Source organism: Ruminococcus sp. MSJ-25, assembly GCF_018917825.1.
Lineage (GTDB): Bacteria > Bacillota > Clostridia > Oscillospirales > Ruminococcaceae > Hominimerdicola > Hominimerdicola aceti.
This window is the reverse complement of sequence record NZ_JAHLPI010000015.1, coordinates 18,826-45,236: the sequence shown is the minus strand read 5'-3', so window position 1 is coordinate 45,236 and position 26,411 is coordinate 18,826. Positions and strand designations below refer to the sequence as shown.

Genomic DNA, 26,411 nt, shown 5'->3' with positions numbered 1-26,411 from the left:
GTGTTCTGGATCTCGATCTCGTTGTTATTTTCCAAAAAATAACCCCCTCATCACTTGGTTTTTTATCTTATAATCTTATATCTTTGATTAATCATTCAGGCATTCTTTTGCTTCTTTTCAAAAGTGTGGCGCAGCTCATCTGACTTATATACACAGTTTCCGTAAAGTCTTTATCAAGGCACACCACAAAGCTTTTAGGCATTTCATATGTGCAGTTCACGACACGTCTGTTTTTTGCCGCAAAATTTAGAAATTCCTTTGTGTTGGCAGAAACAGAGGTGTTCTCTATATCGAAGATCCCTATTATATCTTTAGTATTGACTAAATAGTTATTTCCTAAATGCAGAAACATCACTTATTCTCCTGAACTATCATTCCGTTTTCTATATTGAATATCTTTCCATGGCTTTTTTCGTCAAAGGGGATATTCCTGTCACAGCAGGTTATAAAGACCTGCATATCGTGTATTTTCGAGATAACGAACTTCTGCCTTGATAGGTCAAGCTCGCTCAAAACATCATCGAGAAGTATACACGGGCTGTCGTCTATCTCCTCGGCAAGTATATAAGCCTGTGAAAGCTTCAAAATAAGAGCAAGAGAGCGGTGCTGTCCCTGAGAAGCGAACTGTCTAACTGCCAGTCCGTTTATTTTTCCCGCAAGATCGTCTCTGTGAACGCCTTTCTGTGTAAATCCTGCTCTTATATCGTCATCAAGATTATTTTTCAGACAGCTTAGATACTCTTCAGCCATTTCTCCTGCATAATCTTTTCTGCCCGCCAGATTTGAATACACAGTGGAATAATATTCAAGCTCCAGCCTTTCTCTGCCCTCTGATATATCCTCATAAAGCTTTTTTGCGAACATATCGAGCTTTTTGGTATAATTATATCTTAAAAGCGAGATATAAGCCCCAAGCTGAGCAAGCTGGATATCCCACACTTCAAGCTCTTCTCTTTTTGATCTGCCGTAACAGATATTTTTTAACAATATATTTCTCTGCTCTATAAGATCATCATATTTTGAGATAACAGAGCTGTAGGAATTTTTTATCTGTGACACTGAAAGGTCAAGAAACTGCCGTCTGTTTTCGGGAGAGCCTTTTGAAAGCTCCAGATCCTCAGGAGTAAAGATAACACAATCAAGGCTTCCGAAAAGCTTTGAGGGAGTTTTCAGTTTTACGCCGTTCAAGGTGACGTTTTTTTCTCTCACATTAGGTCTTGCCATTGCAAAATGTATATCCTGACTGCGAAAGCTGTTTTTAAATGAAATGTCGATATTCATGAACTGTCCGTTTATATCTATCATTTCTCTGTCTTTTGTGTTGCGAAAAGACCTCACTCCGCTGCAAAGCCATATAGCTTCTATAAGATTTGTTTTGCCCTGAGCATTCTTTCCGCAGAAAATATTCATTTTCTCATGAGGATATATCTCGACTTTTTTGAGATTTTTAAATCCGTCTGCGGAAATTTTGGTTATCACCATTTTATTTTACCACTATCTCTGTAGCTATCTCGTCTATCTGCACCTTATCCCCGGGGCGGATCTTCTTTCCCCTCATTGTGCAGACCTCACCGTTTACTTTAATTCTCTCCTCGAGGATTATCTCCTTGCCAATGCCGCCTGTTTCCACAACGCCTGCATATTTAAGCAGAGAATCGAGCTTTATAAACTCTGATTTTATATTTACATCTATCTGTTGATATTTCATATTCTTATTCCTTTGCTAGTCTTACAGGGAGAACGAGGTAAGTATAAGCGTCGCCCTCACACGGAACTATCTTCATAGGCAGCAGACTTCCGCTCATCTGCAATTTGACCTTATCTTCCTTTATGACCTTCAGAGGGTCAAGAAGATATTTGCACTTGAAGCCTATCTCGATAACAGGACCTGCTATATCAGCCTTTATCTCGTCTGTTATCTTTCCAACGCTTGTTGAGCAGTTTATTTTTATAGAATTATTTTCAAAATAGCATCTTGCAGGTGACGGTGTTCTGTCACTTATAAGTATCAAACTTCTTTCAAGAGCGGCAATAAGCTCTTTCCTGTCAACAATGACCTCAGTTGTGCAAGTAGTTGGTATAGCTGACTTATAAGGGTGGAACTCGCCCTCGATAAGTCTTGAATAAACAAGATAGCCGTTTAATTCAAACACAACATGATTTTTTGAGAGATAAACGGAGGCTGTTTCTTCGTCATTATCTCCCAGAAGTGCTGCTATCTCAGAGAGAGTTTTTGCAGGCACGACGAATTTAAGACTTCCGTCATACTTTATAGGCTCATATCTCACAGCAAGTCTATATCCGTCAAGGGCAACAAGAGTAAGAGTACCATTTTCGATCTCAAAAAGCTCACCCTTAAGAACAGGCTTAAGGTCTGTAACAGCCACGGCAAACTTTGTCTGATTTATCATATCCTTAAGAACAGGCTGAGAGATAGTTATCTTGTTTTCTTCCTCTTTCTTAGGCAGTGCAGGATATTCCTCTGCTGACGTTGCAGGGATATTGAATGTGGTAACTCCTCCTGAGATCGTTACCTGAAAATTTTCAGAAACCTCTATCAGGATCTCTTCAGAAGGCATTTTCCTTATCATTTCAGCAAAAAGTCTTGCATTAAGTATAAATTCTCCCGAATCGTCGCTCTTTACCGGAATAACAGTTTTTATACCTATCTCAAGATCATAGCCGGTAAGCTCCAGCACTGAGTTTTCAAGCTTGAATTTTATTCCCTCAAGAGATTTAAGTGCAGCACGTTCTGACACTGCTTTTGAAACATTTGTTACTGCTCCGCAAAGTGAAGCATTATTACACAGAATTTTCATAGCAATTTCCTTTCTAAAAAATTACATTTATCTGACTTTTGTTTTTTCAACATATGAATTTCTCAAATTTATATTTTTTGCTCTGATAATATATAAATAAATCAATATTAAATTAGTATTAGTAGTAGAGTGTGTTGAAATGGTTGAAAAGTCATTCAAAGCCTTTTGCAGACTTGTTTTGCTTTTCAAGTTTATTTTAACATCACTTCAACTGTGTTTTCAAAAACTTTTTTTGTGTTTGAAAAGTTGAAAAAATGTTTGTTGAATGTTTATTATTATCGCAAAAAATGTTGAAACCTGAAAATCGGTGTTTGATTTTATAACACCATGGTTTAAACTTCATTGTGCAAAGTTTTGAAAAACATTCCGCAAAGCTTTATATATCCAAGTCCGGATATTCAACAAAATTGTTGAAAACTATGTTGAAAATGTTGAAATAGTCCGTTTAATTGTCCTTGAGGTTTTTGATTATGTCGTCAACGGTATCTTTTAGCTGTTTGTTCTCTTTAAGATTTTTAACAACGTCCTGATAGTGTATGGTCATAGTTGAATGGTTTTTGTTAAGCACATTTCCTATCTGTATAAAGGTCATGCCCTTTACGTCCTTGAAGATATAGATCGCTATTTTTCTTGCAAGGGATACGTTTGCACGTCTGTTTGTTGATTTTATGTCGTCAGCAGTAACGTCAAATGCCGCCGCTACCTCCTGAAGTATCCTGTCAACCGTTATCTCAGCAGGGTGATTTTCAATGATTATTTCTTTGATTATCCTCTGAGCCATAGATATGGACGGGCTTTCATTCGTATAAATGGTAAGAGCCTTTATTTTGTTTACAGTTCCCTCAAGCTGACGTATGTTCGTCTTTATCTTCTCTGCTATTATCCTTACGACATTGTCAGAAAGCTGTAAGTCCAGCATATCAGCCTTTTTCTTTACGATAGCCATTCTTGTTTCAAAATCAGGCGGTGTAACGTCTACCTGAACGCCCAGTGAAAATCTGGTAAGTATCCTGTTTTGAAGCTTCGATATCTTTGACGGTGCAATATCCGATGTGAGAACTATCTGCTTGCCTGCATTGTAAAGATCGTTGAAGGTATGGAAAAATTCCTCCTGCATACGCTCCTTGCCTGCAATGGTCTGTATATCGTCTACCATAAGATAGTCGGCATTCCTGTATTTATCATGAAATTTATTAGTTTCCTTTGACTCGATAGCTTTAACGAGCTGGTTTATAAAGGATTCACCTGTGGTGTAAATAATTTTCAGCTCAGGGTGATTTTTCTTTACCTCATGCTCGATAGCTTTCATAAGGTGAGTTTTTCCAAGTCCCGAATCACCGTATATGATGAGAGGGTTGAATATAGTATTTGTGTTAGACGGCGTTTTCTGATCTTCGTCATACTTATGTGCGACAGCCGTGCTGAAAGCATAGGCAAGATCATTCGATTTACCTTTGATAAAGTTATCAAAGGTAAGATTGTTGTTTTCTTCATCAGAAAAGTCAGCCACCTTGACTTCTATATCCTTTTCCTCAGTTTCATTAACTTCTTCTTTGTCTTTAACAAGTATTTTTATATCTACCTCAAAGCCCAAAGTGTTGAGAAAAGCTTCTTTTAAAAGATTCTCATAGGCGTTCATAGTGATATCTCTTGAAAAATCAGAATCAGTGAGCAAATAAGCCACATTGTTTTCAAGCTTCATCGGTTCAAGTATCTTTATCCATTTGTTATATCCCGGCTCGCTGATACTTTTGCAGTTTCGGCAATATTTCAGGACCTCCTGAAATACGTCATTAAAGGAATCCATTGTTTCTCCATAACCTCCTAGAAAATAGCTCTGCCTGTGCGGTGTTTCCGCTGTCCGCCGTGACCCCTGTCAAACAGACGGCAGGTCAGAGTTTTAAAAAAAATATAAACAGGCATAATTAATCAATTCTATACTATTATAGCACACTTGACTTAAAATTTCAAGTCCTATATATTATATATAAGGAAAGAAATAAGGATAAAAAGTATGTTTTTCAAAGATAAGAAAAAACACTTAATACAGATAAAATTTATATTTGGCACACAATATATTGTATGCTCATAAAAAATGAGGACGTAAGCGGCAGGTTTTTCGGACAGTAAGCCCCTCAAAGCAAAGAAAAATAATATCAAAAAAAATATAAAAATATTATGAACAGGCTTGACAAATGGTGTGTGAATGAGCTATAATATTAAATTACAAGGGCTTTTTTCATAGCGATATTGTAATTTGCTGTGACCCTATAAGTTTAAACATCTCCGAGGACGTTTTTTTGTATAAAATGACGGAGTGTTGAAAGCGGAAGGAGGAGAATTCGATGAAAAGAACATATCAGCCTAAAAAGCTTCAGAGAAAGAAAGTTCACGGCTTCATGAAGAGAATGTCTACTGCTAACGGCAGAAAGGTACTCGCAAGAAGAAGAGCAAAGGGCAGAGCTAGACTCAGCTACTAAGAGATACAGGCAGTTTCTGATGATAAGTCTGACAGGCATTATTCAGGCGGTTGGTTACGCCTGAATCGATGTCCCTAGGCAGTTGTATTTAAGCGTCGTTGGACGCTGCCTCAGATGACCTATATACCATTCATTGATTTGCATGGTATTGGGTCTTTATCTTTTTTTGGCAAAATTGCCGTGAAAAGGCGAAAAGAGTAAAAACAGTACACAATGGGGAAATGAAGATGCTGTTCACAACGGTTTTAAAGGATAACAAGGCATTTTTAAGGTGCTATAAAAAGGGAAGATTTTGTGCAGACAGTTTTGTAGCAGCATATTTTTATCCCAACGGCAGCCCATACAACAGGCTTGGAATAACGGCGGGCAAAAAGCAGGGCTGCGCAGTAACAAGAAACAGAATTAAGAGAATAGTAAGAGCCGCCTACAGACTTAACGAGGCGGAATTTCCGCTGGGCTATGATATAGTTTTTGTGGGAAGAAACGATATAGGGGAAAAGAAAACTCAGGATATTGAAAGATTTATAAAAAAAAGACTCATAAAAGAGATGAATAAGCCTGTTCCAAAGAATAACAGGTCAGGCAGGGCAAAGAGAAAGTAAAATGAGTAAACTGGCTCAGCTGCTGATAAGGTTTTATCAGCGATTTATAAGTCCTCTTTTCGGACCAAGGTGCAAGTATTATCCAAGCTGTTCGGCATATGCGCTGGAGGCTTACAGAAAACACGGCTTTTTTAAAGGCACGCTGCTCACTGTATGGAGACTGCTTAGGTGCAACCCGTGGAGTCTGGGAGGGGTTGACTATGTTCCTGACAAGCTTACCACTGAGTATTTTAAAATCAGAAAAAAATAAGCCTGAGAGCTTAATCAGATATATAGGTTATCAATATGACAAATAATTGATCTGGAGGATATTAAATGGGTATTATTGCGACCCCTTTGGGCTGGATAATGAAGGGCTGCTATTTTGTATGCAAGAACTACGGAATAGCACTGCTGCTTTTCACTATCCTTACAAGACTTATAGTATTTCCGCTTAACGTCAAGCAGCAGAAGAGCACGGCAAGAATGACCATGCTTCAGCCTGAACTTGAAAAGATAAAGAAGAAATACGCTAAAAACCAGCAGAAGATGCAGGAAGAGCAGATGAACCTTTACGCCAAGGCGGGCGTAAATCCTATGGCAAGCTGTTTGCCAATGGTCATCACAATGGTCATTCTGTTTGCTCTTATCCCTGTTATTTACGGACCTCTTACCTACGTTTCAAACGCAGATAAAGAGGAGCTTACAGACTCAAACAACATGATATCGAATCTTTATGTTGTCAGTGCTGAGGTAAAAAGCAAGGATACTACTATAGAAAAGCTTATTGAAAAGTTTGAAAAAGACGGTGCTACTGAGGACGAAGCTTATGATAAGCTTGAAAAGCTTTTTACAGACAAGGACAAGTATCCAAAGTCTGCAAAGGCACTTTCTAATGACAACAAGATATCTAACGTTATGGATGCTATTAAGGCTCATAATGATATAGATACTTTTATTCTTAACGAGAATTACTTCTCCACAAACCTTATTCAGTCAAGACCTGAGCTTATGACTTTTGTTTTCACTGAAAAAGAGGGCGGACAGTATGCAGATGTGCTTCCAACAAGCGTAAAGGCTGCGGCTGAAGATTTCAACTACAGCATTTTCGGACTTTTCCTTGGAAAGATACCAACAATGAAGGATCTTTCATGCATTATCCCTATTGTATCAGCACTTTTGCAGCTTATAGTGACATTCGTTTCACAGCATTTTGCAAAGAAGAACAATCCTGACGCCGCTAATATGGGTGGAATGGGAATGAAGATAATGCTTTATGGTATGCCTATCTTCTCACTGTGGATCGGTTTCAGCTATCCGGCAGGTCTTGGTCTTTACTGGTGCTATTCTTCACTGTTTGCACTTGGACAGACTATCGTACTCAATAAGATCTATACACCTGAACACGTTGCAGAGCTTGTTCAGAAGGATATAGCAAAGCAGAAAAAGAAGGGCAAGCCTACTCTTATGGAGAAAATGGCTGAGGCTCAGATGATACAGGCTGGTAAGGATCCTGCTGAGATCAGAAAGTCACTTTCTGACGATGAGGATTATGATGAGCCTAAGAAGAAAACAAAGACGGAGCTTAAAGACGAGCAGAGAAGACGTCTTAACGAAGCCAGAAAGAGAATGGCTGAGAAATATGGCGACGAATATGACGATTCACAGGATTGACCTGTTGTTGACTAAACTTTTTTAGCGAGAGGAGCAGAAAAAATGAAACAGATCTTTACAGCCGCAACTGTAGACGAAGCAAAGAACAAGGCGGCAGTTGAATTTGGAACAGAAGTAGAAAAGATCACTTTCACAGTTCTTGAAGAGCCTAAAAAGGGCTTTTTCGGAAAAATCAAGGGTGAGGCAAAGGTAGAAGCTGAATATGAGCCTGAAACAAAGGTAGAAACTGTAACTGAAGAAACAGAGGCTGTTGAAGAAAAGGCAGAAGTTCAGGAAGAAGTCAAGGCAGAGGCAGAGTGGAGCGACACTTTGCAGAAAAAGGCTGACTGTGCAAAGGAATATATACTCAATGTTATAAAGGCAATGGGCATAGAAGACACAGAGATCGAGGTAACAAAGCTTGAAAACGGCGCACTTTTTGAGATAAAGAGCGAAGAGTTCGAGAAACTTATCGGCAAGAAGGGCGATATCCTCGATTCACTTCAGTATCTTGCATCACTGGTATGCAACAGGATAGACAGAGAATATTTCAGAATATCCACAGATTGCAATGGTTTCAGGGCAAGAAGAAAGACCCAGCTTGAAGAGCTTGCAAGAAAGATAGCAAACAACGTAAAGAGAAGCGGTCGTTCATCAGCTCTCGAGCCAATGAATCCATATGAGAGAAGAATCATTCACGCTGCTGTATCAGAGATCGAGGGTGTAACATCTCAGTCAAAGGGTGAAGAGCCATGGAGAAAGGTAATAATCAGTTCTACAACACCTAGAAAGTATGATAACAGAGGCGGCTACAAGAAGAACGGTGGCAGAAGAAGAAACAACAATCGCCGCTCAAAGGGTTTTGACATCACAACAAGCTTTGAAAAGGACTACAAGAAGCCAAAGCCTGAGGACACAATGAAGGATTCAGGTCTTTACTCAAAGATAGAGTTCTAAAATTTGTTATAAGAAAACACGCTGGACAGTTTGTTTGGCGTGTTTTTTTTCTATTTTGCTTGTTTTTTGCACAAACCATTTGTAGGAGAGCGGCGCAATTTCTGCTTTGCAGAAATGCGACGTCCCGCTTATCGACGTTTCGATTACAATATCATTTGTATTTTTTCACACAATGTTCGTCGCAAAAATTTATAACATTGTCTGCTTCTTTTCATTCGTGACCAATCCAAGTCTAGCCGCTTCGATGTCGGGCTGTCGAGGGCGCCAGCCCCTACACATTTGTGTCTACAGTTTGTCCGCCGCAAAATCGCTGTCGCTCTTTGCGGATTTTACTTTGTATAAGAAACTACAAAAGCGGTGCAGAGATTTGTTCTCCGACACCGCTTTGTTTTGGGTTACAACTTTGTACTTCTTCTTTTATTATTCTGCACCGCTTAGTAGACTTGCGCCTATTGAGGCTCTGCCTCAAGCTCCGACAGGGCTTTGCCCATTTCTTGTGAGCGAAGTCGAACAAGAAATTTACTCACAAGTGGTTTCACCCCTTGACCCTGACCAGGGGCGTGCCCCTGGACCTTTTGCTCGCTTCGCTCGGTGCTTCTTTTACTTTATATTTATAATTTTTTCTTTTTCATTTGACCTTTGTTGCGTGGATATTTCTCAGGTGTTTCAGATACTTTTCTTATGAGGATAAGCGTTCTGCCGTCGCCTGTTGGAAGCTCATAGTCAAAGACCTCTTCGACCTTTCCTCCCAGTATCTTAATAGCATTCTTAGCCTCTTTCAGCTCGTCATTTCCTCCTGAGCCTTTCAATGCAACGAAATATCCTCCGACTTTTACAAAAGGCAGGCAATACTCGCATAGGTCGCTGAGGTTTGCCACTGCTCTTGCTGTGGCAATGTCAAATTGTTCACGGCACTCCATGCTTCTGCCAAGCTCCTCTGCTCTGCCGTGTATGCAGGTCGCACCAAGGTCAAGACTGTCTGAAAGCTGAGCAAGAAAATTTATCCTCTTATTAAGGCTATCCAAAAGTGTAAGCTTTATATCGTCACGGACGATTTTCAGCGGACAGGACGGAAATCCTGCTCCTGTGCCGACATCTATTACCGTTGCATTTTCTTTTACCTCGAAAAGTGTGAAAGGATAAACGCTGTCAAAAAAATGCTTTATTGAAATTCCCTCAGGGTCAGTGATAGCAGTAAGATTTATTTTCTCGTTCCATTCACAAAGCAGATCTGCATAAGCTTCAAAGCGTGAATAATCGCTGTCAGATATTGTTATATCATAATTATCGAAAAGCTTTATAAAATCGTCCTTAGAAATAAGCTTTGACATACTATTCCTCCCTATGGTCATTCTTTGATGAGAGCCATACCAAAAGCACACCCACGTCCGCAGGGTTTACTCCGCTGATTCGGCTTGCCTGACCAACTGATACAGGCTTTATCTTATTGAGCTTTTCAATTGCTTCAAGTCTAAGACTTTTTATATCATTATAGTCAATATCCGCAGGCAAAGCCTTTTTCTCTAGCTTTCGCATAGCCTCCACCTGTTCAAGCTGTATCTTTATATAGCCGTCATATTTTATCTGCAATTCTACCTGCTCTTTTACTTCTGCTGAAAGCTCAGGTCGTTCCTTATCGAAAGGAGCAAGACCGTCATATGACACCTGTGGTCTGCGGATAAGCTGAGCAAGTTTTATGCCGTTGTTGAGAGGGTCAGTGCCTACAGATTCAAGATAGGCATTTATCTCAGGATATGGCGCAATATTTATTTTTGAAACACGCTTTATCTCAGCGGCTATCTGTTCATTTTTGTCAAGCAAATGCTGATATCTTTCATCTGATATAAGCCCTATCTCATGTCCTATAGGCGTGAGCCTTATGTCAGCATTATCTTGTCTTAGCAAAAGTCTGTATTCGCTTCTTGACGTGAGCATTCTGTAAGGGTCTGAACAACCCTTTGTTACAAGGTCGTCAATAAGAGTGCCTATGTATGATGAAGCTCTGTCAAGAATAAGCTGTTTTCTGCCGAGAATTTTCAGTGCGGCATTTATGCCTGCAATAAGACCTTGTGCGGCGGCTTCTTCATATCCCGAAGTGCCGTTGAACTGACCTGCGCCGTAAAGACCGTCGAAAGCTTTGAATTCCAGCGTAGCAGAAAGCTCTGTAGGGTCGCAGCAATCATATTCTATGGCATAGGCGTTTCTCATTATCTCAACGTGTTCAAGTCCTTTTATAGTGTGCAAAAATTGAAGCTGAACGAACTCAGGCAGTGATGACGACATACCTTGCAGATAATATTCGTCAGTGTCAAGACCCATTGGCTCAATAAAAAGCTGATGCCTTGGCTTATCCGAAAATCTCATTATTTTGTCCTCGATAGACGGACAGTATCTTGGGCCAATAGCGTGTATCCTACCCGAATATATAGGTGAAAGATGTATGTTATCTCTTATTACCTTGTGTGTTTCTTCATTTGTATAAGCCACATAGCATTTGACTTTATTTTCAAGCTTTTCATGATTATCAAAAGAAAATGGTGTTATATCATCGTCACCGCACTGAACTTCAAGCTTGTCAAAATCTATGGAACGCTTGTGTACACGGGCAGGAGTGCCTGTTTTGAAACGTCTTATTGTCATGCCTGCCTTTTTAAGACACTCTGTCAGACTAAGTGCAGGCAAAGTTGCGTCAGGGCCGCTTGAATATGATACTGCACCCACATGGACAGTGCCGCCAAGGTAAGTTCCCGTTGAGATAACAACAGCCTTGCAGTCATACTCAGTGCCAAGCTTTGTACGCACACCACGGACAGTTTTACCGTCCTCCTCAAATAGAATATCAGTTATCTCAGCCTGCTTCAAATAAAGCCCGTCAGTATCTTCGATAGTCTTTTTCATAAGCTTATGATATTCAACACGGTCTATCTGCGCCCTCAGACTATGAACGGCAGGACCTTTTCCACGGTTGAGTATCCTGCTTTGCAGAAAAGTTTTATCCGCCGCCTTGCCCATTTCTCCGCCCAAAGCGTCTATCTCACGAACAAGATGTCCCTTTGCAGTTCCGCCTATAGAGGGGTTGCATGGCATATTGGCAACACCGTCAAGTGTTATGGTAAAAAGTGCCGTCTTTAATCCAAGGCGTGCCGCCGCCAAAGCCGCTTCACAGCCTGCGTGACCTGCACCTACCACAATAATATCAAAATATTCCTTTTGCATAATAAAACCACCTGTCTGAAAATAAGACCATATAAATTACTTTCCTACGCAGAATTTTGAAAATACCTCGTCTACCACCGCTTCTGTAGTTTTTTCTCCTGTCAGCTCCAAAAGTGCATTTGCGCCATTGTCTATCATCACAGTAACAGCGTCCAAAGTCTCTCCCATATCAAGGCTTTCAAGAGCCATGGCAAGATATTTCCTTGCACGTTCTGCACAGGCTATTTGACGCTCGTTTGCAAAAATTGTGCTGTCAGCGTCATATCCGCCAATGCCCAAAAGCTTCTCTGCGGCTTTTTGCAGCTCTTCTCTGCCCTCGTCAAGCTTCGCAGAAATCTCTATCACATAGTCTGAATATTTTTCAAGCTGAGACCTTTCAACAACATTTTCAAGGTCAGACTTGTTGAGAACTATGATAACTTTCTTTCCAAGCTTTTTCACATATTCAAGAAGCTCCAAGTCCTCCTCGTCAAGCTCTCTTGAAATGTCGAAAACTTCTATCACAAGCATAGCGTTTTTAAGCTTTTTCTTTGCAATATCAACGCCTATTTTTTCAACTTCATCATCAGTTTCATGTATACCTGCAGTGTCGGAAAGCTTCAAAATAAGCTCGCCAAGCTTTGCACTTTCTTCGATAACATCTCGTGTAGTGCCTGCCACATTTGTGACTATGGAGCGATCATATCCCAACAGCATATTCATGAGTGTCGATTTTCCAACGTTCGGCTTTCCTGCGATAACAGTGTCAACACCGTTTTTCAGTATCATACCGCTGTCATGATCTGCTATTATTTTATCAAGCCCTGCCAAAGCGTTTTTAAGGCTCTCTCTGAGATTATCCTCAGATATCTCAGGCAAGTCTTCCTCCGGATAATCCACCCATGCTGCAAGCTCGCCAAGTATTGTGACAAACTTTCTTGACATATCGGAAATAAGCCTGAAAAGCCTGCCCTCTTTTGTAAGATTTGCAGAATTAAGCGCATATTCTCCCTGAGCGGAGATAGTTTCCATTACGCCCTCAGCCTGAGTAAGTGAAAGCTTTCCGTTGAGAAAAGCCCTCTTTGTGAACTCGCCCCTCTGAGCAAGCTCTGCACCCTGTTCAATGCAAAGTCTGAGAACTTTTTTTGTAACATATATTCCGCCATGGCATGATATCTCGCAGACGTTTTCACCGGTGTATGATTTAGGCGCACGGAAAACCGTCAGGACGCCGTCATCAACTTCTCTGCCGTTTTTGTCAACTATTTTTCCGTATGCACACGAATAGCCCTCCATGTTTTCAACACTTTTGCATGACAGTGGTTTAAAAACTTTTGCACCTATGCTCATGGCATTTTCACCGCTTATTCTTATGACTGATATACCGCCCTCAGCGAGTGGTGTCGAAACTGCACATATATCTTTCATTTTTACCTCTTTTTACTCCGACAGAGCTTTTCCCTGCCATGAATTTCTTCTTCCCATTTCCTTGTCTATCTCGTTCATAACGCAGAATTTTTTCAAACTCCACAAAGGTGCAACAAGGTCGTCCTTTGCACCGTCACCTGTCACACGCTGTATTACTATCTCAGCTGGCAGAAGCTCCAACTGGTCGCAGACGATATTGACATACTCGTCCATTTCAAGCGCTCTGAACTCCCCACGCTCATACATCTGCGCAAGCACAGTGCCTTTTAAAACGTGCAGAAGATGTATCTTTATGCTTTGTATATCAAGCTGACCGAGAGTTTTAGCCGTTTCAAGCATCATATCCCTATCCTCACCGGGAAGCCCGTCGATGATATGCACGCACACATTCACATTGCGTTTTCTCAGCATTTCATAGCCTTTGAAAAAATCCGCAAAAGTATGACAGCGGTTCATTTTCAGAGCCGTTTCGTCATGTATAGTCTGCAAGCCAAGCTCTACAGTAAGAAAAGTCTTTTCCGCAAGCTCACCGAGCAGGTCGGCTTTTTCTTCGTTGATGCAATCTGCCCTTGTTGCGATAGAAAGCCCTGCCGTATTTTCAAATGACAGGGCTGTATAAAACATTTTTCTCAGCGTTTCAACGTCAGCATAGGTGTTTGAGCCTGCCTGAAAATACGGTATGCACAGACCCTTGCTCCACTTTTTGCTCATTTTTTCCCTTATCTCTCTGTACTGAGTAAGGATATCCTCATGAGGGTCGCCTGCAAAATCTCCGCTCATTTTTGCCGAGCAGAACACACAGCCTCCCACACCTTTTGTGCCGTCTCTGTTCGGACAGCCAAGGTCAATATTAAGCGGTATCTTGAAAACCTTAGTGCCGAACTTGTGCCTTAGATAATAATTGTAGGTATGATATCTTTTATTGTCATCAGAATAGGGAAAAGGGTTATCAAATCTGCTATTCATCTGACGGTCCCTCAGTTTGCTCAGTGGTAGGTTCTGTAGTTTCAGTCGGCCGAGTTGTGGTCTCAGTTGCCTTTGTTGTGGTCGTGGTAGTAGTAGGACCAGGCTGTACTATAGGCTCAGTTTCGGTGACAGTATAGTAAGGCTTGTCATTATTTGTGGTAGTGGAAGCCGTTGAAGTCGTTGTGGTGCTTTTAGTTTCCTCTGGTCTGTCAATAGCAGTGGTAGTTGTTGTTTTTTTCTTGTCCTCTTTTTTCTTTGTGGTAGTTACTTCACCGTCCTGCGGTTTTGCAGTGGTGGTGATAACATTTTCGTCAGGATCATCACTGTCATTATTAGTCGGATGATCGAAGCTGTTGTGATTAGAATCAGTATTGTCAGGAGTTTCCTTTATAGGGTCAGTGACCTTATTGCCGATACCATAAATAAGAGAGATACGCTCCTCAACAGCTTTCATGGCGTCAGGAAAAGGTATACTATTATTATAAGAGTCCTCCAATGCCTGAGTGTAATCCCCTGAAAAGAAAGTCTTGAATGTTAAAGACAGATTGTTGTCCTCCACAATGTCGCTTCCTGAAACTGAAATAAAGAATATGCAGGCAAATAGCATTATGACCGCTATGGAAAGGAGATTTATAAAGCTGTAATGCTCCTCCAAATTCGTTTTGGCAAGCTCTTCAGCCGCTTCCTCCGCAGCCTCGCATTCCTCCGGTATCTCATATTCATCGTCACCGTGAACTATGTTGAATCGTGTAGTTTTCTTATCCATTAGTATTTTCCTCTTTTTATGCCGCATATTCAGCCGCAAGTGTTATAACGCTCACTGCAAAAACAAGCACTGTCATAATGGTCTTTGTTATCATAACTCTGCCATAAGCCGCCTGAGACTTCTGTGAAAGCTTTTTAAAAATCTTACAGAAAGCCCTTTTTGCAGGTGGGCAGACAATAAAGAACGATATTACTATAAGGGTGATATTTTTCAGCACTGCACTTTTTACAGACACGCTCAAGGTGTATTTCACATTTACTCCTGCAAGTGCAAAGAGCCATTTTTTGTAGCCATAGAAGCTGTCAAAATAAAGTCCGCCAAAAATAACGAGAGCTGTCAGCAAAAGATAAATATACTTCACAAGGTCAGGCAGCTTTGAAAGCGGTCTTTCAAGAAACAGCTTTTCAAGGATACAAAGCACAGCCGCACAAAGTCCGACGATAATGAAATTCACCTTTGCCTGATACCATATAGAAAGAGCCAGACCGCAAAGTATATAGCACACAAAAGTAAATACCTTGTTCATGTTTTTTTTGCAGCAGAAAACCTCGCTGAAAAAGTCAACAACAGTTGTATTGAAGCTTTTTATCATACCAGTGAAAAGTCCGTCAGCCTCAATGTTTGTGTAGTTGTCAGGATAAACAAAGCCGTTTGTCAGACCAAGACCCTTTGCCATATCCGAAAGTCCTGTGAAAAGAAAATAATACTGAGCCAAAAATGACAGCATACCAAGCCAACAGCCAAGGGTAGTTATCTCTTTGCCGTTAAGTCCTGCAAGCTTTATCTGTTCAAAAACGCCTGCAAGAAGCACCACCTTGCCAAAACCAAAAACTATCTTATTAAGTCCCTGATTGAGCTTTGCTCCTGTGATCTCACGATGCCTTATCTGTGGCTCAATATCACCGTATCTCACAAGAGGTCCCACAAGCATGAAATGCAGTGACACCATATAAGTCAAAAGGCAGAAAATGTTTTTTTCTGCTTTGCAGTTGCCCTTGAAAACGTCATAGACATAAGAAATTCCTCTGAGCATATAATAACCCATACCAAGTGGAAGTATGGCGGCGTCAAAACTGAGCTTTTTTACCTTATTATAAAGGATATTCTGACCGAATATTAGCATAAGAGATACATTCATTATAATATCCAGCGCCAAAAATATCCCGCAAAGGGCTTTGTTCTCACGATTTTTTGAAATAATAAGACCAAATATCCAATCAAGGATAACTGACAGGAAAATAAGACAGAACACAAAAGGTCTGCCCCAACTGAAAAACAGCAGGGAACAAACTATCAGAATGAGGTTTTTATATTCTGCACTTCTGTCGAAAAGCGAAATAATGGTCATTATCGGGAACATTCCCAGTATAAATATAAGATCGGAATAAACCAAAATAAATTGCTCCTTAATATTTCTATATGTTAAAATGTTTTTATATTTTTTTGTTTATGATTTATACCTATAATTTTATCACAATTCACTAAATATAGCAAGCAAAATTATAAAGAAAATCTAAATTTTTCAGTTTTCTTCAAAAAGTATTTGCAATTAATAAAAACTGTGGTATAATTATAGTAAATAAATGTGCAATTCTACTTGGGGAAGGAGTGGCAGAGTTGGCTTCAATTTTAGTTACAGGAGCAAGCGGAATGATAGGCTTGTACCTTACATCCAGCTTACTGCACAAAAAGCATCGTGTATTCGGTATAGATACACGCAAAAATGAGTTTATTGGAACTGATCCAAACTATACTTTTATCCAGTGTGATATTACAGATAAGGACGCTATTACAAATGTAATCGATAGCAACAAGATCGACGTTGTCGTGCATCTGGCAAATTCTGTAGATAACGATATAGATCCATATGTAACAGACGCTGAGATGAAAAAGAGCAAGATATGTGATAAGTTCATATATGCGGCTGCAAACAAGGCTGAGGTAAGGAGCTTTATCCTGCTCAGCACAACAGCAATATATGGTGTACAGAAAGGCAGAGAACCAATAAGGGAAACTGCTCCTGAAAAGGGAAATTCAAACTATGCAGATCTTAAGATGACATCTGAGAAGATAATGCAGAAGGAATTTAAAAAGTCTGAAACTATACCTGTTATTGCCAGAGTAGCTCCTATTTATGACGCTGAGTATACACAAAATCTGAGAGACAGAGTATTTGACGCAAAGGAAAATGTTGCATACATATTCAATGATGGAGAATACGGTTTTTCATTCTGCTGTGTATTCAATCTTATCGACTTTATAAATGGTATCATCAATGTGCCGACAGGAAGATATGAGGGAATCTACAATCTTGCTGATTCAAGGCTGATAACGGCAAAAGAGATAATTGATTATGAAAAGGAACATCACCGCATAGGTGCAGTTATCCAGAAATCACCTGGAATGGGAATAAGCATCAACAAAGGTAAGATGAAAACTGATTATCGCTATTTTGACCCATCTATCACATTCAACAACTGGAACATAGACAACACAAGGGCAAAGAGAATAGCACCTTTCAGATGGACACTTTCAAACACAAAATAAACTCACAAAGGCAGTCCCAGGGCTGCCTTTTTTGTATTGTTCCATGTGGAACATTTGATATAACAGGAGAGCTAAGATATCATGGGAAGCAATAGGTTAGTTAAAATATTATGTGTTGTCTGTGCGGCAGGCTGTTGTCTTTCCTCTTGCGGAAGCACAGGGGAAGAAAAGCCCAAAAAGCTTTCAAGCGTCAGCACAGGAGTCACCACAACTGTGACCACAAATAAAAAGTCTGCCGAAACTATCACGGGTTCAGTGACTACTATACAAACAGCAGCGACTTGTACAAAGATAGTTTTTGATGGCGGCTATACCCTTTTTGCAAATGTGCAGGGGGGATATACTCTTATAAACAGTTCAAATGAGATAGTGAACTCTTTTGAGATAACTGATGATAACGGTGATAAGCTTGTACTGACTTGTGACGAAAATACTGTCACTGTCACTAAGAACGGAAAAAAGGTCAACTCGTTCAGCTATAAAGGCACAAGGATAATAATATCAGCCAACGAGGTCTACTATGCAAACACAAAGGTGACATATGTTGATGAAAGCTTCAGCAGCTTTAACGTAACTGACAAGGTGACTATAAGGTGTATCGCAGAGAACAAGTTTGAAATTGTAAAAGACGGCAAGACAGTAAAGAAAGCTACTGTAAAAGATGTGAACGGCTCAAAGTATGTGCTTGAAGCCATGGATAAGGGCATGGAGATAACAAACACTGATAATGAGCTTATGGAATCCATAGTGGTAGGCAATAACTACATAAGCGTGTCAGGGGATAAGGTTATCATAAACGGAAAGACCATGCGGCCACCTCACAGTGCAGATATAAAAGCTGTGACTACAACTGTTACTACAACAACGACAACGGCTACTACTACCACAACGACTTCAAAGAAAACTGAAAAGAAAACAGAAACGCAAACTGAAACTGTTACCGAGCCTGTGCAGGAAGAACAGCCCTCTGCTCCTCAGCCTGCCGAACCTACTGAACCTGATTCAAGCACGAATATGTCAAATAGAAATCTTTCTGCTGAAACATCTGAAATGCTTGGCTATGTAAATGAGGTCAGAAAACAGTATGGTTTAAGAGAACTTGAGGGACTTGAACTTCTCGACTCTGCGGCAGATGTGCGAGCGAACGAACTTCTGGAAAATTATTCTCATGACAGACCCGACGGCAACTCATACATCACAGCTATAGAAGAAACTGACCTTCCTGAATGGCGTGCGGTGGCTGAAAATATCGCATATGGTATGAACAGCATGACCACAGTAAAAGAAGCCTTTGACGCATGGATGAACTCGCCCCCTCATAGAGATAATATCCTCAACCCTGATGTGCGTTACATGGCGTGTGCAAAAGCCACAACGACCCAGGACGGTAACGATTATACATACTGGGAACAGCTTTTTTACAGCGATATATAAAAAATTTGGACAGACTTTCAGAGCCTGTCCAATTTTTTTGTTCCATGTGGAACATTTTATTCTGCCTGCTTTTCCGATGGTATTTTTATAATATATTCGATATAATCCTCGTGGTCGATACGTTTTGCGTCAGCGTTCACTCCTGCCAATCTCATAACATCTATTGCCTTATTGACACTGTTGAAAAATAATCTAACATCTTTTAACATAGCCGCTCTTTTGTGATAGCTTGCACGCTTTTCATCATCTTTCAGAAGCTTGGCAATATATTTTTCCAATGTGTCAACTGTCCAACCACTTTCAGCCGCTTTGGTCAACACAGCAAGCCTGCGGTCATTATCTGTGATCTTTAGCAAAGCCCTTGCGTGACGTTCTGACATATTGTTATCGAGAATTATTTTGCGTTCCTCAGCGTTAAGTTTCAGAATACGAAGCTTGTTTGCAACTGTGGATTGAGCAAGTCCCAGACGAATAGCCGCAGATTCCTGAGTCATGCCATATTTTGTGATGAGCTGAGAGATCGCTTCGGCTTCTTCAAAAAAGTTCAGGTCACAACGTTGGATATTCTCTATAAGTGCAATGACCTGCGAACGTTCCTCTGTGGCATTGATAAGTATACACGGCACTGACCTTAATCCTGCAAGCTTTGCCGCACGCAAACGCCGTTCGCCTGACACAAGCTCAAAAGTGCCTTTTACACGCCTCACTGTGAGAGGTTGTATGATCCCGTCCTGAGAAATGCTTTTTGCAAGGCTTGTTAGTTCGGCAGATGAGAAATATCGCCTTGGCTGAACAGGGTTCGGCCTTATCTCTCCTATGGAAATGTCGATTATTTTGCCTAACGTCTGATAGGGTGAAGCCCTTTGTGATTCGTCAGTTTCTTCGCTGAAAGCTTTTGTTAATGTTTTTGGGAAAATGCTCATATTTTATACCTCCGTTTCGTTTTAAAATAATCATAACACTTCACGATCCTCAATTCTATATTTTATTCAGAAAACTTTTCTGCTCTTTATGACCTTGATTTTGATATTGGTACTTTATTCTTTGTATTATTTTCTAAATTGTCATGGGCTTTGTCGGATAAAGTAAAAATCTGATTTGTTCCATGTGGAACATTTTCAAGAAAATTTGTAAAAGGGTCTTTTCAAAAGTGAAAAATTGTAGTATAATAAATATGATATAATTCTACTAAGAAAAGAGGTCAAGAATATGGGGAAAATAATTGCCGTTTCAAATCAGAAAGGCGGCGTTGGAAAATCTACTACTGTTGTAAATCTTGCAGCGGTTTTTGGACTAAAGGGCAAAAAAGTCCTGATCGTTGACTTTGACCCACAGGGCAATACTACCACAAGCTTTGGTATAAAGAAAAAAAGTATCAGAAATACAGTGTTTGATGTAATATTTGAAGAATGTTCGATATTTGAAGCTGTCGTGCCAACTGCCTGCCGTGGAGTTTCAGTTGTGCCGACAACTCAGGACCTTTCAGGTGCATCTGTGTCACTTGTGAATGAAAAGGACAGAGCAATGAAGCTTCGCAACGCTCTCATGCCTGCAAAAGAATTTTATGACTACATATTTATAGATTGTCCCCCAACTCTCGATATGCTCACAATAAATGCACTTGCGGCGGCTGATTCTGTACTTATCCCTCTCCAATGCGAGTTTCTTTCTTTGGAGGGTCTTGTTGAGCTTCACAACACTATCAACAGGGTAAAAGCTTCTTTCAATCCTGACCTTGATATAGAGGGCATTTTGTTTACAATGTGCGTTGAAAGATACAAGATAACAGGTCAGATAATAAGCGAGGTCAAAAAGCATTTTGCAAAAGAAGTTTTTGAAACTACCATACCGAGAAACGTTGCTTTGTCGGAAGCCCCAAGCTTTGGTGAGCCGGCTATTTATTATGATAAGAAGGCAAAAGGCTCAAAGGCATATGAAAATCTTGCAAAAGAAATAGCTAAAAGAGAAAAGAAAAAAGCATCAAAGAATAAAGAAAAATAAAGAAAAAATAATGTTCCACATGGAACATTGTATGTTATAATGTGAAAGGAAAATACAATGGCTAAAAAAAGCAAAATGGACAGAGGCTTGGATAGCCTGTTCTTTGATAATTCTATAGATGAGGTCACACGATCTGATAGTGAATCAGTAAAAAATGATGATGGCGAAAATGGCATTTCCACAGTAAGGATATCTCTTATTGAGCCTGACAAAAATCAGCCGCGTTCTGAGTTTGATGAGGACGCTCTTAATGAGCTTGCGGAAAATATCAGACAGCATGGTGTTTTGCAGCCTATACTTGTAAGACCTCTTGACAATGGTGGATATAAGATAGTTGCAGGCGAGCGCAGGTGGCGTGCGGCACGTCTGGCTGGACTTGATGAGATACCTGTTTATATAAAGGAGCTTACCGATCTTGAGGCCGCTGAGATATCCCTTATTGAAAATATCCAGCGTAAAGACCTTACACCTCTTGAGGAGGCGGCAGCTTATCAGACTCTTATGGAAACCTATGGTCTTACTCAGCAACAGGTGGCAGAAGCTGTTGGACGTTCACGTTCCGCTGTGGCAAACTCTATCAGACTTCTTTCCCTTAGCGAAAATGTGCAGAAAATGCTCCGTGACAAAAAGCTCACCGAGGGTCACGCAAAGGTGCTTGCAGGCGTTGTGGATAAGGATACTCAGGAGAAGCTTGCCACAGAGTGTATAGAAAAGGGCTGGACGGTAAGAGAGCTTGAAAAAGCTATCGCCACTTTGGAAACAAAGAAAAAAGCTGAGAAGAAAATAAAGCGTACTATCACAAATCCTATGTACACTGAGTTTGAGATAAGAGTAAATCAAGCTACCGATAAGCTCCGTGTAAGTTTAAGCGAGGATAAAAAAGGCGGCTCAAAGCTTGATGTAAAATTCAGCTCTGATGTCGATGTGGATAAGATACTCAATGCCCTCGCCGAGCTTCTTATGAACTGCTAGTTTTATACTTTATATATATGAAAAATGTCTGTTTCGGCAGGCATTTTTTTATCTCCGTAATACAGCACGTCTGAAATATGAGGAAGTCATAACTAACCGAAAATAGGGGGTTTACAGCGTATAAATCAAGAAAAAATGTGGTAAAAGGTCTTTACAAATTGAAAAATAAGTGGTATACTATAAGAGTTAAAACAGATGTATCCTGAGAAAGTTTGTTACAGCTTACTTTTGAAGAAAATATCTGCTGTCCTTAAACAGACGTGCTTGAAAAGTACGCTAAAAAGGAAATTTGAGTTTTGAGCTTTTGCTTGAAATATCGAGAAAGGAATGATTCTAAAATGGCAAGAAAAATGAAAACCATGGACGGAAACAACGCTGCTGCTTGGGCGTCATACCCATTTACAGAAGTTGCTGCTATCTATCCAATCACACCATCATCTGTTATGGCAGAAGTAACAGACCAGTGGGCTGCCAAGGGTAAAGAAAACCTGTTTGGCACTCCTGTAAAGCTTGCAGAAATGCAGTCTGAGGCAGGTGCTTCAGGTACAGTACACGGCTCACTTGCAGCCGGTGCGCTCACAACAACATATACAGCATCACAGGGACTTCTTCTTATGATCCCTAACCTGTATAAGATCGCAGGTGAGCTTCTCCCTTGCGTTATCCATGTATCTGCAAGATGTGTAGCTTCACACGCACTTAATATTTTCGGCGACCATTCTGACATCTATGCTTGCCGTCAGACAGGTTTTGCTATGCTTTGTTCTTCAAATGTACAGGAGGTAATGGATCTGGGTACAGTTGCTCACCTCTCAACTATCGAGGGCAGAGTACCATTCATCCACTTCTTTGACGGATTCAGAACATCTCACGAGATCCAGAAGATCGAGACATGGGATATGGAAGACGTAAGAGATATGGTAAACTTTGAGAAGGTGGAGGAGTTCAGAAAGAGAGCTCTTAACCCTGAGCATCCTGTACTTAGAGGTACAGCTCAGAACCCTGATATCTTCTTCCAGGCAAGAGAAGCTTGTAACCCATACTATGACGCTATCCCTGGCATCGTAGAGGATTACATGAACAAGGTAAACGAAAAGATCGGCACAAACTATAAGCTGTTCAACTACTACGGCGCACCAGACGCTACACACGTTATCGTAGCTATGGGTTCTGTTTGTGACACTATCGAAGAAACAATTGATTACCTCAACGAGAAGGAAGGCACAAAGCTCGGTCTTGTTAAGGTTAGACTTTACAGACCTTTCCGTGCTGACAAGCTCGTTGAAGCTATCCCTTCAACTTGTGAACAGATCTCGGTTCTTGACAGAACTAAGGAGCCAGGTTCTGAGGGCGAGCCACTTTATCTTGACGTTGTTGCTGCTCTTAAGGGTACACAGTTCCATGATGTAGCTATCGCTTCAGGCAGATATGGTCTTGGTTCTAAGGATACAACTCCTGCACAGATCAAGGCTGTTTACTGGAATGCAAGCTGGAAGGATACATATAAGCCAAGATTTACTATCGGTATCGAAGACGATGTTACAAACCTCTCTCTCGAAACTGAGGGCAAGCTTGATTCTGCTCCAGCAGGCACAACTGCTTGTAAGTTCTGGGGTCTTGGCGCTGACGGTACTGTTGGTGCAAACAAGAACTCTATCAAGATCATTGGTGACCATACAGATCTGTATGCTCAGGCATACTTTGCATATGACTCTAAGAAGTCAGGCGGTGTAACAGTTTCTCACCTGAGATTCGGTAAGACACCTATCAAGTCAACATACCTTATCAATCAGGCTGACTTTGTTGCTTGCCATAACGAGTCTTATATCACTAAGTACAACATGGTACAGGATATCAAGCCTGGCGGAACATTCCTTCTGAACTGCCAGTGGGAGCATGAAGAGCTGGATAAGCACCTCCCAGGTCAGGTAAAGAGATATATCGCTGAGAACAACATCAAGTTCTATACTATCAACGGCGTTAAGATCGGTAAGGAGATCGGTCTGGGCAACAGAATAAACACTGTTCTTCAGTCTGCATTCTTCAAGCTTGCTAACATCATTCCTATCGACGACGCTATCAAGTACATGAAGGACGCTGCTACAGCTTCTTATTCTAAGAAGGGCGACGCTATCGTTAAGATGAACCATGACGCTATCGACGCTGGCTGTCAGCAGGTACACGAAGTTAAGGTTCCTGCATCTTGGAAGAAGTGCAAGGATACTCCAATGGGTATGCCTGCCGCTAAGTGCGCAGATAAGACTCTTCAGGACTTCGTAAACAACATTCAGATCCCTTGCAACGCTCAGGAGGGCGACAAGCTTCCTGTTTCAACATTCACAAATATGGCAGACGGCACATTCCCACAGGGTTCTGCTGCATTTGAGAAGAGAGGTATCGCTGTTGACGTTCCTGCATGGAATGGTGACAACTGTATCCAGTGTAACTTCTGTTCATATGTATGTCCACACGCAGTTATCAGACCTGTTGTAATGACAGACGCTGAGCTGAAGAAGGCTCCTAAGCTTGCTCAGGAGAAGGCAGTAGCTATGACAGGTATGCCTGGTTACAACTTCGTAATGACAATGTCTGCTCTGGACTGCACAGGCTGCGGTTCTTGCGTAAATGTTTGTCCTGGTAAGAAGGGCAACAAGGCTCTCAGCATGATGCCACTTGAAACTCAGCTCGCTGAGCAGGAAGTATTCAACTATGGTCTTACACTTGCTGAAAAGCCAGAAGTATTCGAGAAGTTTAAGGCAACAACAGTTAAGGGCTCACAGTTCAAGCAGCCACTGCTTGAATTCTCAGGCGCTTGCGCAGGCTGCGGTGAAACACCTTATGCTAAGCTCATCACACAGCTCTTTGGTGATAGAATGTACATTGCTAACGCAACAGGCTGTTCATCAATCTGGGGTGGTTCTGCTCCTTCAACTCCATACACAGTAAACAAGGACGGCAAGGGTCCAGCTTGGGCTAACTCACTGTTCGAGGATAACGCTGAGTATGGTTACGGTATGTTCCTTGCACAGTCAACTATCAGAAACAGAACTATCGCTAAGGTTCTTGAGCTGTCTAAGACAACTAAGGCTGCAGCTCTCAAGAAGGCTTGCGAAGAGTATCTTGAAACAGTAGATGACGGTGAGAAGAACTCAGCAGCTACAGATAACCTTATCGCTGCTCTTAAGAAGACAAAGAATAAGGCTACTGAGGAGATCCTTAAGGACGCTGACTATCTGAGAAAGAAGTCAATGTGGATCTTCGGCGGTGACGGCTGGGCTTACGATATCGGATTCTCAGGCGTTGACCACGTTATCGCTCAGGGCGAGGACGTAAACATCTTCGTATTCGATACTGAGGTTTACTCAAATACAGGCGGACAGTCCTCTAAGTCAACTCCAACAGGTGCTATCGCTCAGTTCGCAGCAGCTGGTAAGGAAGTTAAGAAGAAGGATCTCGCAGGTATCGCAATGTCTTACGGCTATGTATATGTAGCTCACGTTGCAATGGGTGCTGATTACAATCAGTGCATCAAGGCTATCCACGAGGCTGAGTCTTATCACGGTCCTTCAATCATCATCGGTTATGCTCCATGTATCAACCATGGTATCAAGGGTGGTATGTCAATTGCTCAGACAGAGGAGAAGAAGGCTGTTCAGGCTGGTTACTGGCATCTGTACAGATTCGACCCACGTCTTAAGGCAGAGGGCAAGAATCCATTTATCCTTGATTCTAAGGCTCCAACAGCTGACTATAAGGACTTCATCATGGGAGAGGTACGTTATAACGCTCTTGCTAGACAGAATCCTGAGAGAGCTGAGAAGCTCTTTGGTAAGGCTGTTCAGAACGCTAAGGACAGATATGATTATCTGCTCAGATACGCTAAGCTTTACAATACTGAGGAAAAGTAATCTAAGTTACTATAAAAAAGACGCTCATGCACTTCGGTGCGTGGGCGCTCTTTTTTTTCACCACAAAAAAAAGGGTACTGCCACGTTGACAGTACCCTTTATATATGCAGTGGCGAACAGCGTTCGACCGTTTATTTTATCGCATGGGTAAAATATTATGGACTACATATCCTTTTTGATAAGATAAGTTTTCAGTATAGCCGCAGTTGTCTTTGCGTCAGGGAGCTTGTTTTCCATGACCATTTTGTAAGCTTCTTCAAGAGGCATTTTTGTTACGTCAAGGAACTCGCCCTCGTCAAGGTGCTGCTCACCGAAATCAAGTCCCTCTGCCATATACATATGGATTATCTCGGTATCATAAGCCACTGTTGGATAAATGCAGCCAAGATAAGTCATTTTCTCTGCAGTTGCACCTATCTCCTCTTTAAGCTCACGCTTTCCGCACTCCAAATGATCTTCACCGTATTCAAGCTTTCCTGCAGGTATCTCCATAAGTGCGGTCTTGAAAGGATAGCGGAACTGCTTCACAAAATAAACATTCTCGTCCTCGTCAAGAGCAACGATGCAAACTCCGCCAGGGTGATGAATGACCTCTCTAAGCGTCTTGTAGCCGTTTTCAAGCTCCACTTCATCACAAGTCAGGTGAACGACCCTGCCCTTGTATATCTCTTTTTCACTGATAGTTTTTTCGTTCTGATACATTT

The 26,411-nt window shown here is 41.1% G+C and carries 23 protein-coding genes; 10 read left to right on the top strand and 13 right to left on the bottom strand.

The annotated features are described in order from the left end of the window. Positions 1–91 precede the first annotated feature (91 nt). The 5 genes from remB to dnaA form a co-directional block, all read right to left on the bottom strand. The gene (remB, locus tag KQH97_RS05295) at positions 92–352 is read right to left on the bottom strand and encodes an extracellular matrix regulator RemB (RefSeq protein WP_022287192.1); all 261 of its coding nucleotides are present in this window, start codon (positions 350–352) and stop codon (positions 92–94) included. Continuing rightward, positions 352–1,482: a DNA replication/repair protein RecF gene (gene recF, locus KQH97_RS05290; protein ID WP_216553200.1), complete on the bottom strand. Its 1,131-nt coding sequence runs from the start codon at positions 1,480–1,482 to the stop codon at positions 352–354. Before recF ends, remB begins: the two co-directional genes overlap by 1 nt. Before the next feature lies 1 nt (position 1,483). Then, complete coding sequence (locus tag KQH97_RS05285; RefSeq protein WP_022287190.1) at positions 1,484–1,708, bottom strand: RNA-binding S4 domain-containing protein; 225 nt, start codon at positions 1,706–1,708, stop codon at positions 1,484–1,486. Positions 1,709–1,712: 4 nt separating this feature from the next. Then, the gene (dnaN, locus tag KQH97_RS05280; RefSeq protein WP_117863646.1) at positions 1,713–2,819 is read right to left on the bottom strand and encodes a DNA polymerase III subunit beta; all 1,107 of its coding nucleotides are present in this window, start codon (positions 2,817–2,819) and stop codon (positions 1,713–1,715) included. Between the two features lie 445 nt (positions 2,820–3,264). Then, on the bottom strand, positions 3,265–4,626 hold the full coding sequence (dnaA, locus tag KQH97_RS05275; RefSeq protein WP_117877494.1) for a chromosomal replication initiator protein DnaA: 1,362 nt from the start codon (positions 4,624–4,626) through the stop codon (positions 3,265–3,267). Positions 4,627–5,164: 538 nt separating this feature from the next. On the opposite strand from dnaA, the gene rpmH reads away from it, so the two are divergent. The 5 genes from rpmH (at position 5,165) to jag (ending at position 8,490) form a co-directional block, all read left to right on the top strand. Beyond that, positions 5,165–5,299 carry a 50S ribosomal protein L34 gene (gene rpmH, locus KQH97_RS05270; protein ID WP_022287187.1) on the top strand — a complete coding sequence of 45 codons (135 nt, stop codon included), beginning with the start codon at positions 5,165–5,167 and terminating at the stop codon, positions 5,297–5,299. A gap of 227 nt (positions 5,300–5,526) precedes the next feature. Next, the gene (rnpA, locus tag KQH97_RS05265; protein ID WP_038672794.1) at positions 5,527–5,901 is read left to right on the top strand and encodes a ribonuclease P protein component; all 375 of its coding nucleotides are present in this window, start codon (positions 5,527–5,529) and stop codon (positions 5,899–5,901) included. Between the two features lies 1 nt (position 5,902). Beyond that, positions 5,903–6,151 (top strand): membrane protein insertion efficiency factor YidD, encoded by a 249-nt coding sequence (gene yidD, locus KQH97_RS05260; RefSeq protein ID WP_022287185.1) that lies wholly within the window; start codon positions 5,903–5,905, stop codon positions 6,149–6,151. 65 nt (positions 6,152–6,216) lie between these two features. After that, the gene (locus tag KQH97_RS05255) at positions 6,217–7,554 is read left to right on the top strand and encodes a YidC/Oxa1 family membrane protein insertase (protein ID WP_046439590.1); all 1,338 of its coding nucleotides are present in this window, start codon (positions 6,217–6,219) and stop codon (positions 7,552–7,554) included. 42 nt (positions 7,555–7,596) lie between these two features. Beyond that, positions 7,597–8,490 (top strand): RNA-binding cell elongation regulator Jag/EloR, encoded by an 894-nt coding sequence (jag, locus tag KQH97_RS05250; protein WP_216553197.1) that lies wholly within the window; start codon positions 7,597–7,599, stop codon positions 8,488–8,490. A 611-nt stretch (positions 8,491–9,101) separates the two neighbouring features. On the opposite strand, the gene rsmG is transcribed toward jag, so the two are convergent. The 6 genes from rsmG to KQH97_RS05220 are packed head-to-tail and all read right to left on the bottom strand — an operon-like array spanning position 9,102 to position 16,238. Continuing rightward, positions 9,102–9,821, bottom strand: coding sequence for a 16S rRNA (guanine(527)-N(7))-methyltransferase RsmG (gene rsmG, locus KQH97_RS05245; RefSeq protein ID WP_117857002.1), 720 nt, complete (start codon positions 9,819–9,821; stop codon positions 9,102–9,104). A gap of 1 nt (position 9,822) precedes the next feature. Then, the gene (mnmG, locus tag KQH97_RS05240; protein WP_216553193.1) at positions 9,823–11,706 is read right to left on the bottom strand and encodes a tRNA uridine-5-carboxymethylaminomethyl(34) synthesis enzyme MnmG; all 1,884 of its coding nucleotides are present in this window, start codon (positions 11,704–11,706) and stop codon (positions 9,823–9,825) included. Between the two features lie 36 nt (positions 11,707–11,742). Continuing rightward, a complete protein-coding gene (mnmE, locus tag KQH97_RS05235) occupies positions 11,743–13,113 on the bottom strand; it encodes a tRNA uridine-5-carboxymethylaminomethyl(34) synthesis GTPase MnmE (protein WP_216553191.1) in 1,371 nt (456 codons plus the stop codon). A 12-nt stretch (positions 13,114–13,125) separates the two neighbouring features. Then, the gene (locus tag KQH97_RS05230; RefSeq protein ID WP_216553188.1) at positions 13,126–14,079 is read right to left on the bottom strand and encodes a TIGR01212 family radical SAM protein; all 954 of its coding nucleotides are present in this window, start codon (positions 14,077–14,079) and stop codon (positions 13,126–13,128) included. After that, positions 14,072–14,845, bottom strand: a complete 774-nt coding sequence (locus tag KQH97_RS05225; protein ID WP_216553185.1) for a hypothetical protein — start codon at positions 14,843–14,845, stop codon at positions 14,072–14,074. Before KQH97_RS05225 ends, KQH97_RS05230 begins: the two co-directional genes overlap by 8 nt. A gap of 16 nt (positions 14,846–14,861) precedes the next feature. Further along, positions 14,862–16,238, bottom strand: coding sequence for an acyltransferase (locus tag KQH97_RS05220; protein WP_216553183.1), 1,377 nt, complete (start codon positions 16,236–16,238; stop codon positions 14,862–14,864). Between the two features lie 224 nt (positions 16,239–16,462). On the opposite strand from KQH97_RS05220, the gene KQH97_RS05215 reads away from it, so the two are divergent. Further along, a complete protein-coding gene (locus tag KQH97_RS05215; RefSeq protein WP_118163735.1) occupies positions 16,463–17,392 on the top strand; it encodes an NAD(P)-dependent oxidoreductase in 930 nt (309 codons plus the stop codon). Positions 17,393–17,473: 81 nt separating this feature from the next. Further along, positions 17,474–18,826 carry a CAP domain-containing protein gene (locus tag KQH97_RS05210; RefSeq protein ID WP_216553180.1) on the top strand — a complete coding sequence of 451 codons (1,353 nt, stop codon included), beginning with the start codon at positions 17,474–17,476 and terminating at the stop codon, positions 18,824–18,826. A 56-nt stretch (positions 18,827–18,882) separates the two neighbouring features. On the opposite strand, the gene KQH97_RS05205 is transcribed toward KQH97_RS05210, so the two are convergent. Next, the gene (locus KQH97_RS05205) at positions 18,883–19,749 is read right to left on the bottom strand and encodes a ParB/RepB/Spo0J family partition protein (protein WP_117905294.1); all 867 of its coding nucleotides are present in this window, start codon (positions 19,747–19,749) and stop codon (positions 18,883–18,885) included. A gap of 286 nt (positions 19,750–20,035) precedes the next feature. Here KQH97_RS05205 and KQH97_RS05200 point away from each other — a divergent pair, with 286 nt between their 5' ends. The 3 genes from KQH97_RS05200 to nifJ all read left to right on the top strand — a co-directional run bounded on the left by KQH97_RS05200 (position 20,036) and on the right by nifJ (position 25,707). Further along, on the top strand, positions 20,036–20,827 hold the full coding sequence (locus tag KQH97_RS05200) for a ParA family protein (protein WP_216553177.1): 792 nt from the start codon (positions 20,036–20,038) through the stop codon (positions 20,825–20,827). Between the two features lie 57 nt (positions 20,828–20,884). After that, positions 20,885–21,799: a ParB/RepB/Spo0J family partition protein gene (locus KQH97_RS05195; RefSeq protein WP_216553174.1), complete on the top strand. Its 915-nt coding sequence runs from the start codon at positions 20,885–20,887 to the stop codon at positions 21,797–21,799. Positions 21,800–22,137: 338 nt separating this feature from the next. Beyond that, entirely contained in the window at positions 22,138–25,707 is a 3,570-nt protein-coding gene (gene nifJ, locus KQH97_RS05190; RefSeq protein ID WP_216553171.1) for a pyruvate:ferredoxin (flavodoxin) oxidoreductase, read from the top strand. Between the two features lie 162 nt (positions 25,708–25,869). Here the strand turns inward: nifJ and KQH97_RS05185 are convergent, their stop codons facing one another. After that, positions 25,870–26,409, bottom strand: coding sequence for an NUDIX domain-containing protein (locus KQH97_RS05185; RefSeq protein ID WP_038672772.1), 540 nt, complete (start codon positions 26,407–26,409; stop codon positions 25,870–25,872). Between the last annotated feature and the right edge of the window lie 2 nt (positions 26,410–26,411).

Coding starts and splice junctions, on each gene's coding strand:
- remB (WP_022287192.1), bottom strand. CDS start 352: ATGTTTCTGCATTTAGGAAATAACTATTTAGTCAATACTAAAGATATA.
- recF (WP_216553200.1), bottom strand. CDS start 1,482: ATGGTGATAACCAAAATTTCCGCAGACGGATTTAAAAATCTCAAAAAA.
- KQH97_RS05285 (WP_022287190.1), bottom strand. CDS start 1,708: ATGAAATATCAACAGATAGATGTAAATATAAAATCAGAGTTTATAAAG.
- dnaN (WP_117863646.1), bottom strand. CDS start 2,819: ATGAAAATTCTGTGTAATAATGCTTCACTTTGCGGAGCAGTAACAAAT.
- dnaA (WP_117877494.1), bottom strand. CDS start 4,626: ATGGATTCCTTTAATGACGTATTTCAGGAGGTCCTGAAATATTGCCGA.
- rpmH (WP_022287187.1), top strand. CDS start 5,165: ATGAAAAGAACATATCAGCCTAAAAAGCTTCAGAGAAAGAAAGTTCAC.
- rnpA (WP_038672794.1), top strand. CDS start 5,527: ATGCTGTTCACAACGGTTTTAAAGGATAACAAGGCATTTTTAAGGTGC.
- yidD (WP_022287185.1), top strand. CDS start 5,903: ATGAGTAAACTGGCTCAGCTGCTGATAAGGTTTTATCAGCGATTTATA.
- KQH97_RS05255 (WP_046439590.1), top strand. CDS start 6,217: ATGGGTATTATTGCGACCCCTTTGGGCTGGATAATGAAGGGCTGCTAT.
- jag (WP_216553197.1), top strand. CDS start 7,597: ATGAAACAGATCTTTACAGCCGCAACTGTAGACGAAGCAAAGAACAAG.
- rsmG (WP_117857002.1), bottom strand. CDS start 9,821: ATGTCAAAGCTTATTTCTAAGGACGATTTTATAAAGCTTTTCGATAAT.
- mnmG (WP_216553193.1), bottom strand. CDS start 11,706: ATGCAAAAGGAATATTTTGATATTATTGTGGTAGGTGCAGGTCACGCA.
- mnmE (WP_216553191.1), bottom strand. CDS start 13,113: ATGAAAGATATATGTGCAGTTTCGACACCACTCGCTGAGGGCGGTATA.
- KQH97_RS05230 (WP_216553188.1), bottom strand. CDS start 14,079: ATGAATAGCAGATTTGATAACCCTTTTCCCTATTCTGATGACAATAAA.
- KQH97_RS05225 (WP_216553185.1), bottom strand. CDS start 14,845: ATGGATAAGAAAACTACACGATTCAACATAGTTCACGGTGACGATGAA.
- KQH97_RS05210 (WP_216553180.1), top strand. CDS start 17,474: ATGGGAAGCAATAGGTTAGTTAAAATATTATGTGTTGTCTGTGCGGCA.
- KQH97_RS05205 (WP_117905294.1), bottom strand. CDS start 19,749: ATGAGCATTTTCCCAAAAACATTAACAAAAGCTTTCAGCGAAGAAACT.
- KQH97_RS05200 (WP_216553177.1), top strand. CDS start 20,036: ATGGGGAAAATAATTGCCGTTTCAAATCAGAAAGGCGGCGTTGGAAAA.
- KQH97_RS05195 (WP_216553174.1), top strand. CDS start 20,885: ATGGCTAAAAAAAGCAAAATGGACAGAGGCTTGGATAGCCTGTTCTTT.
- nifJ (WP_216553171.1), top strand. CDS start 22,138: ATGGCAAGAAAAATGAAAACCATGGACGGAAACAACGCTGCTGCTTGG.
- KQH97_RS05185 (WP_038672772.1), bottom strand. CDS start 26,409: ATGTATCAGAACGAAAAAACTATCAGTGAAAAAGAGATATACAAGGGC.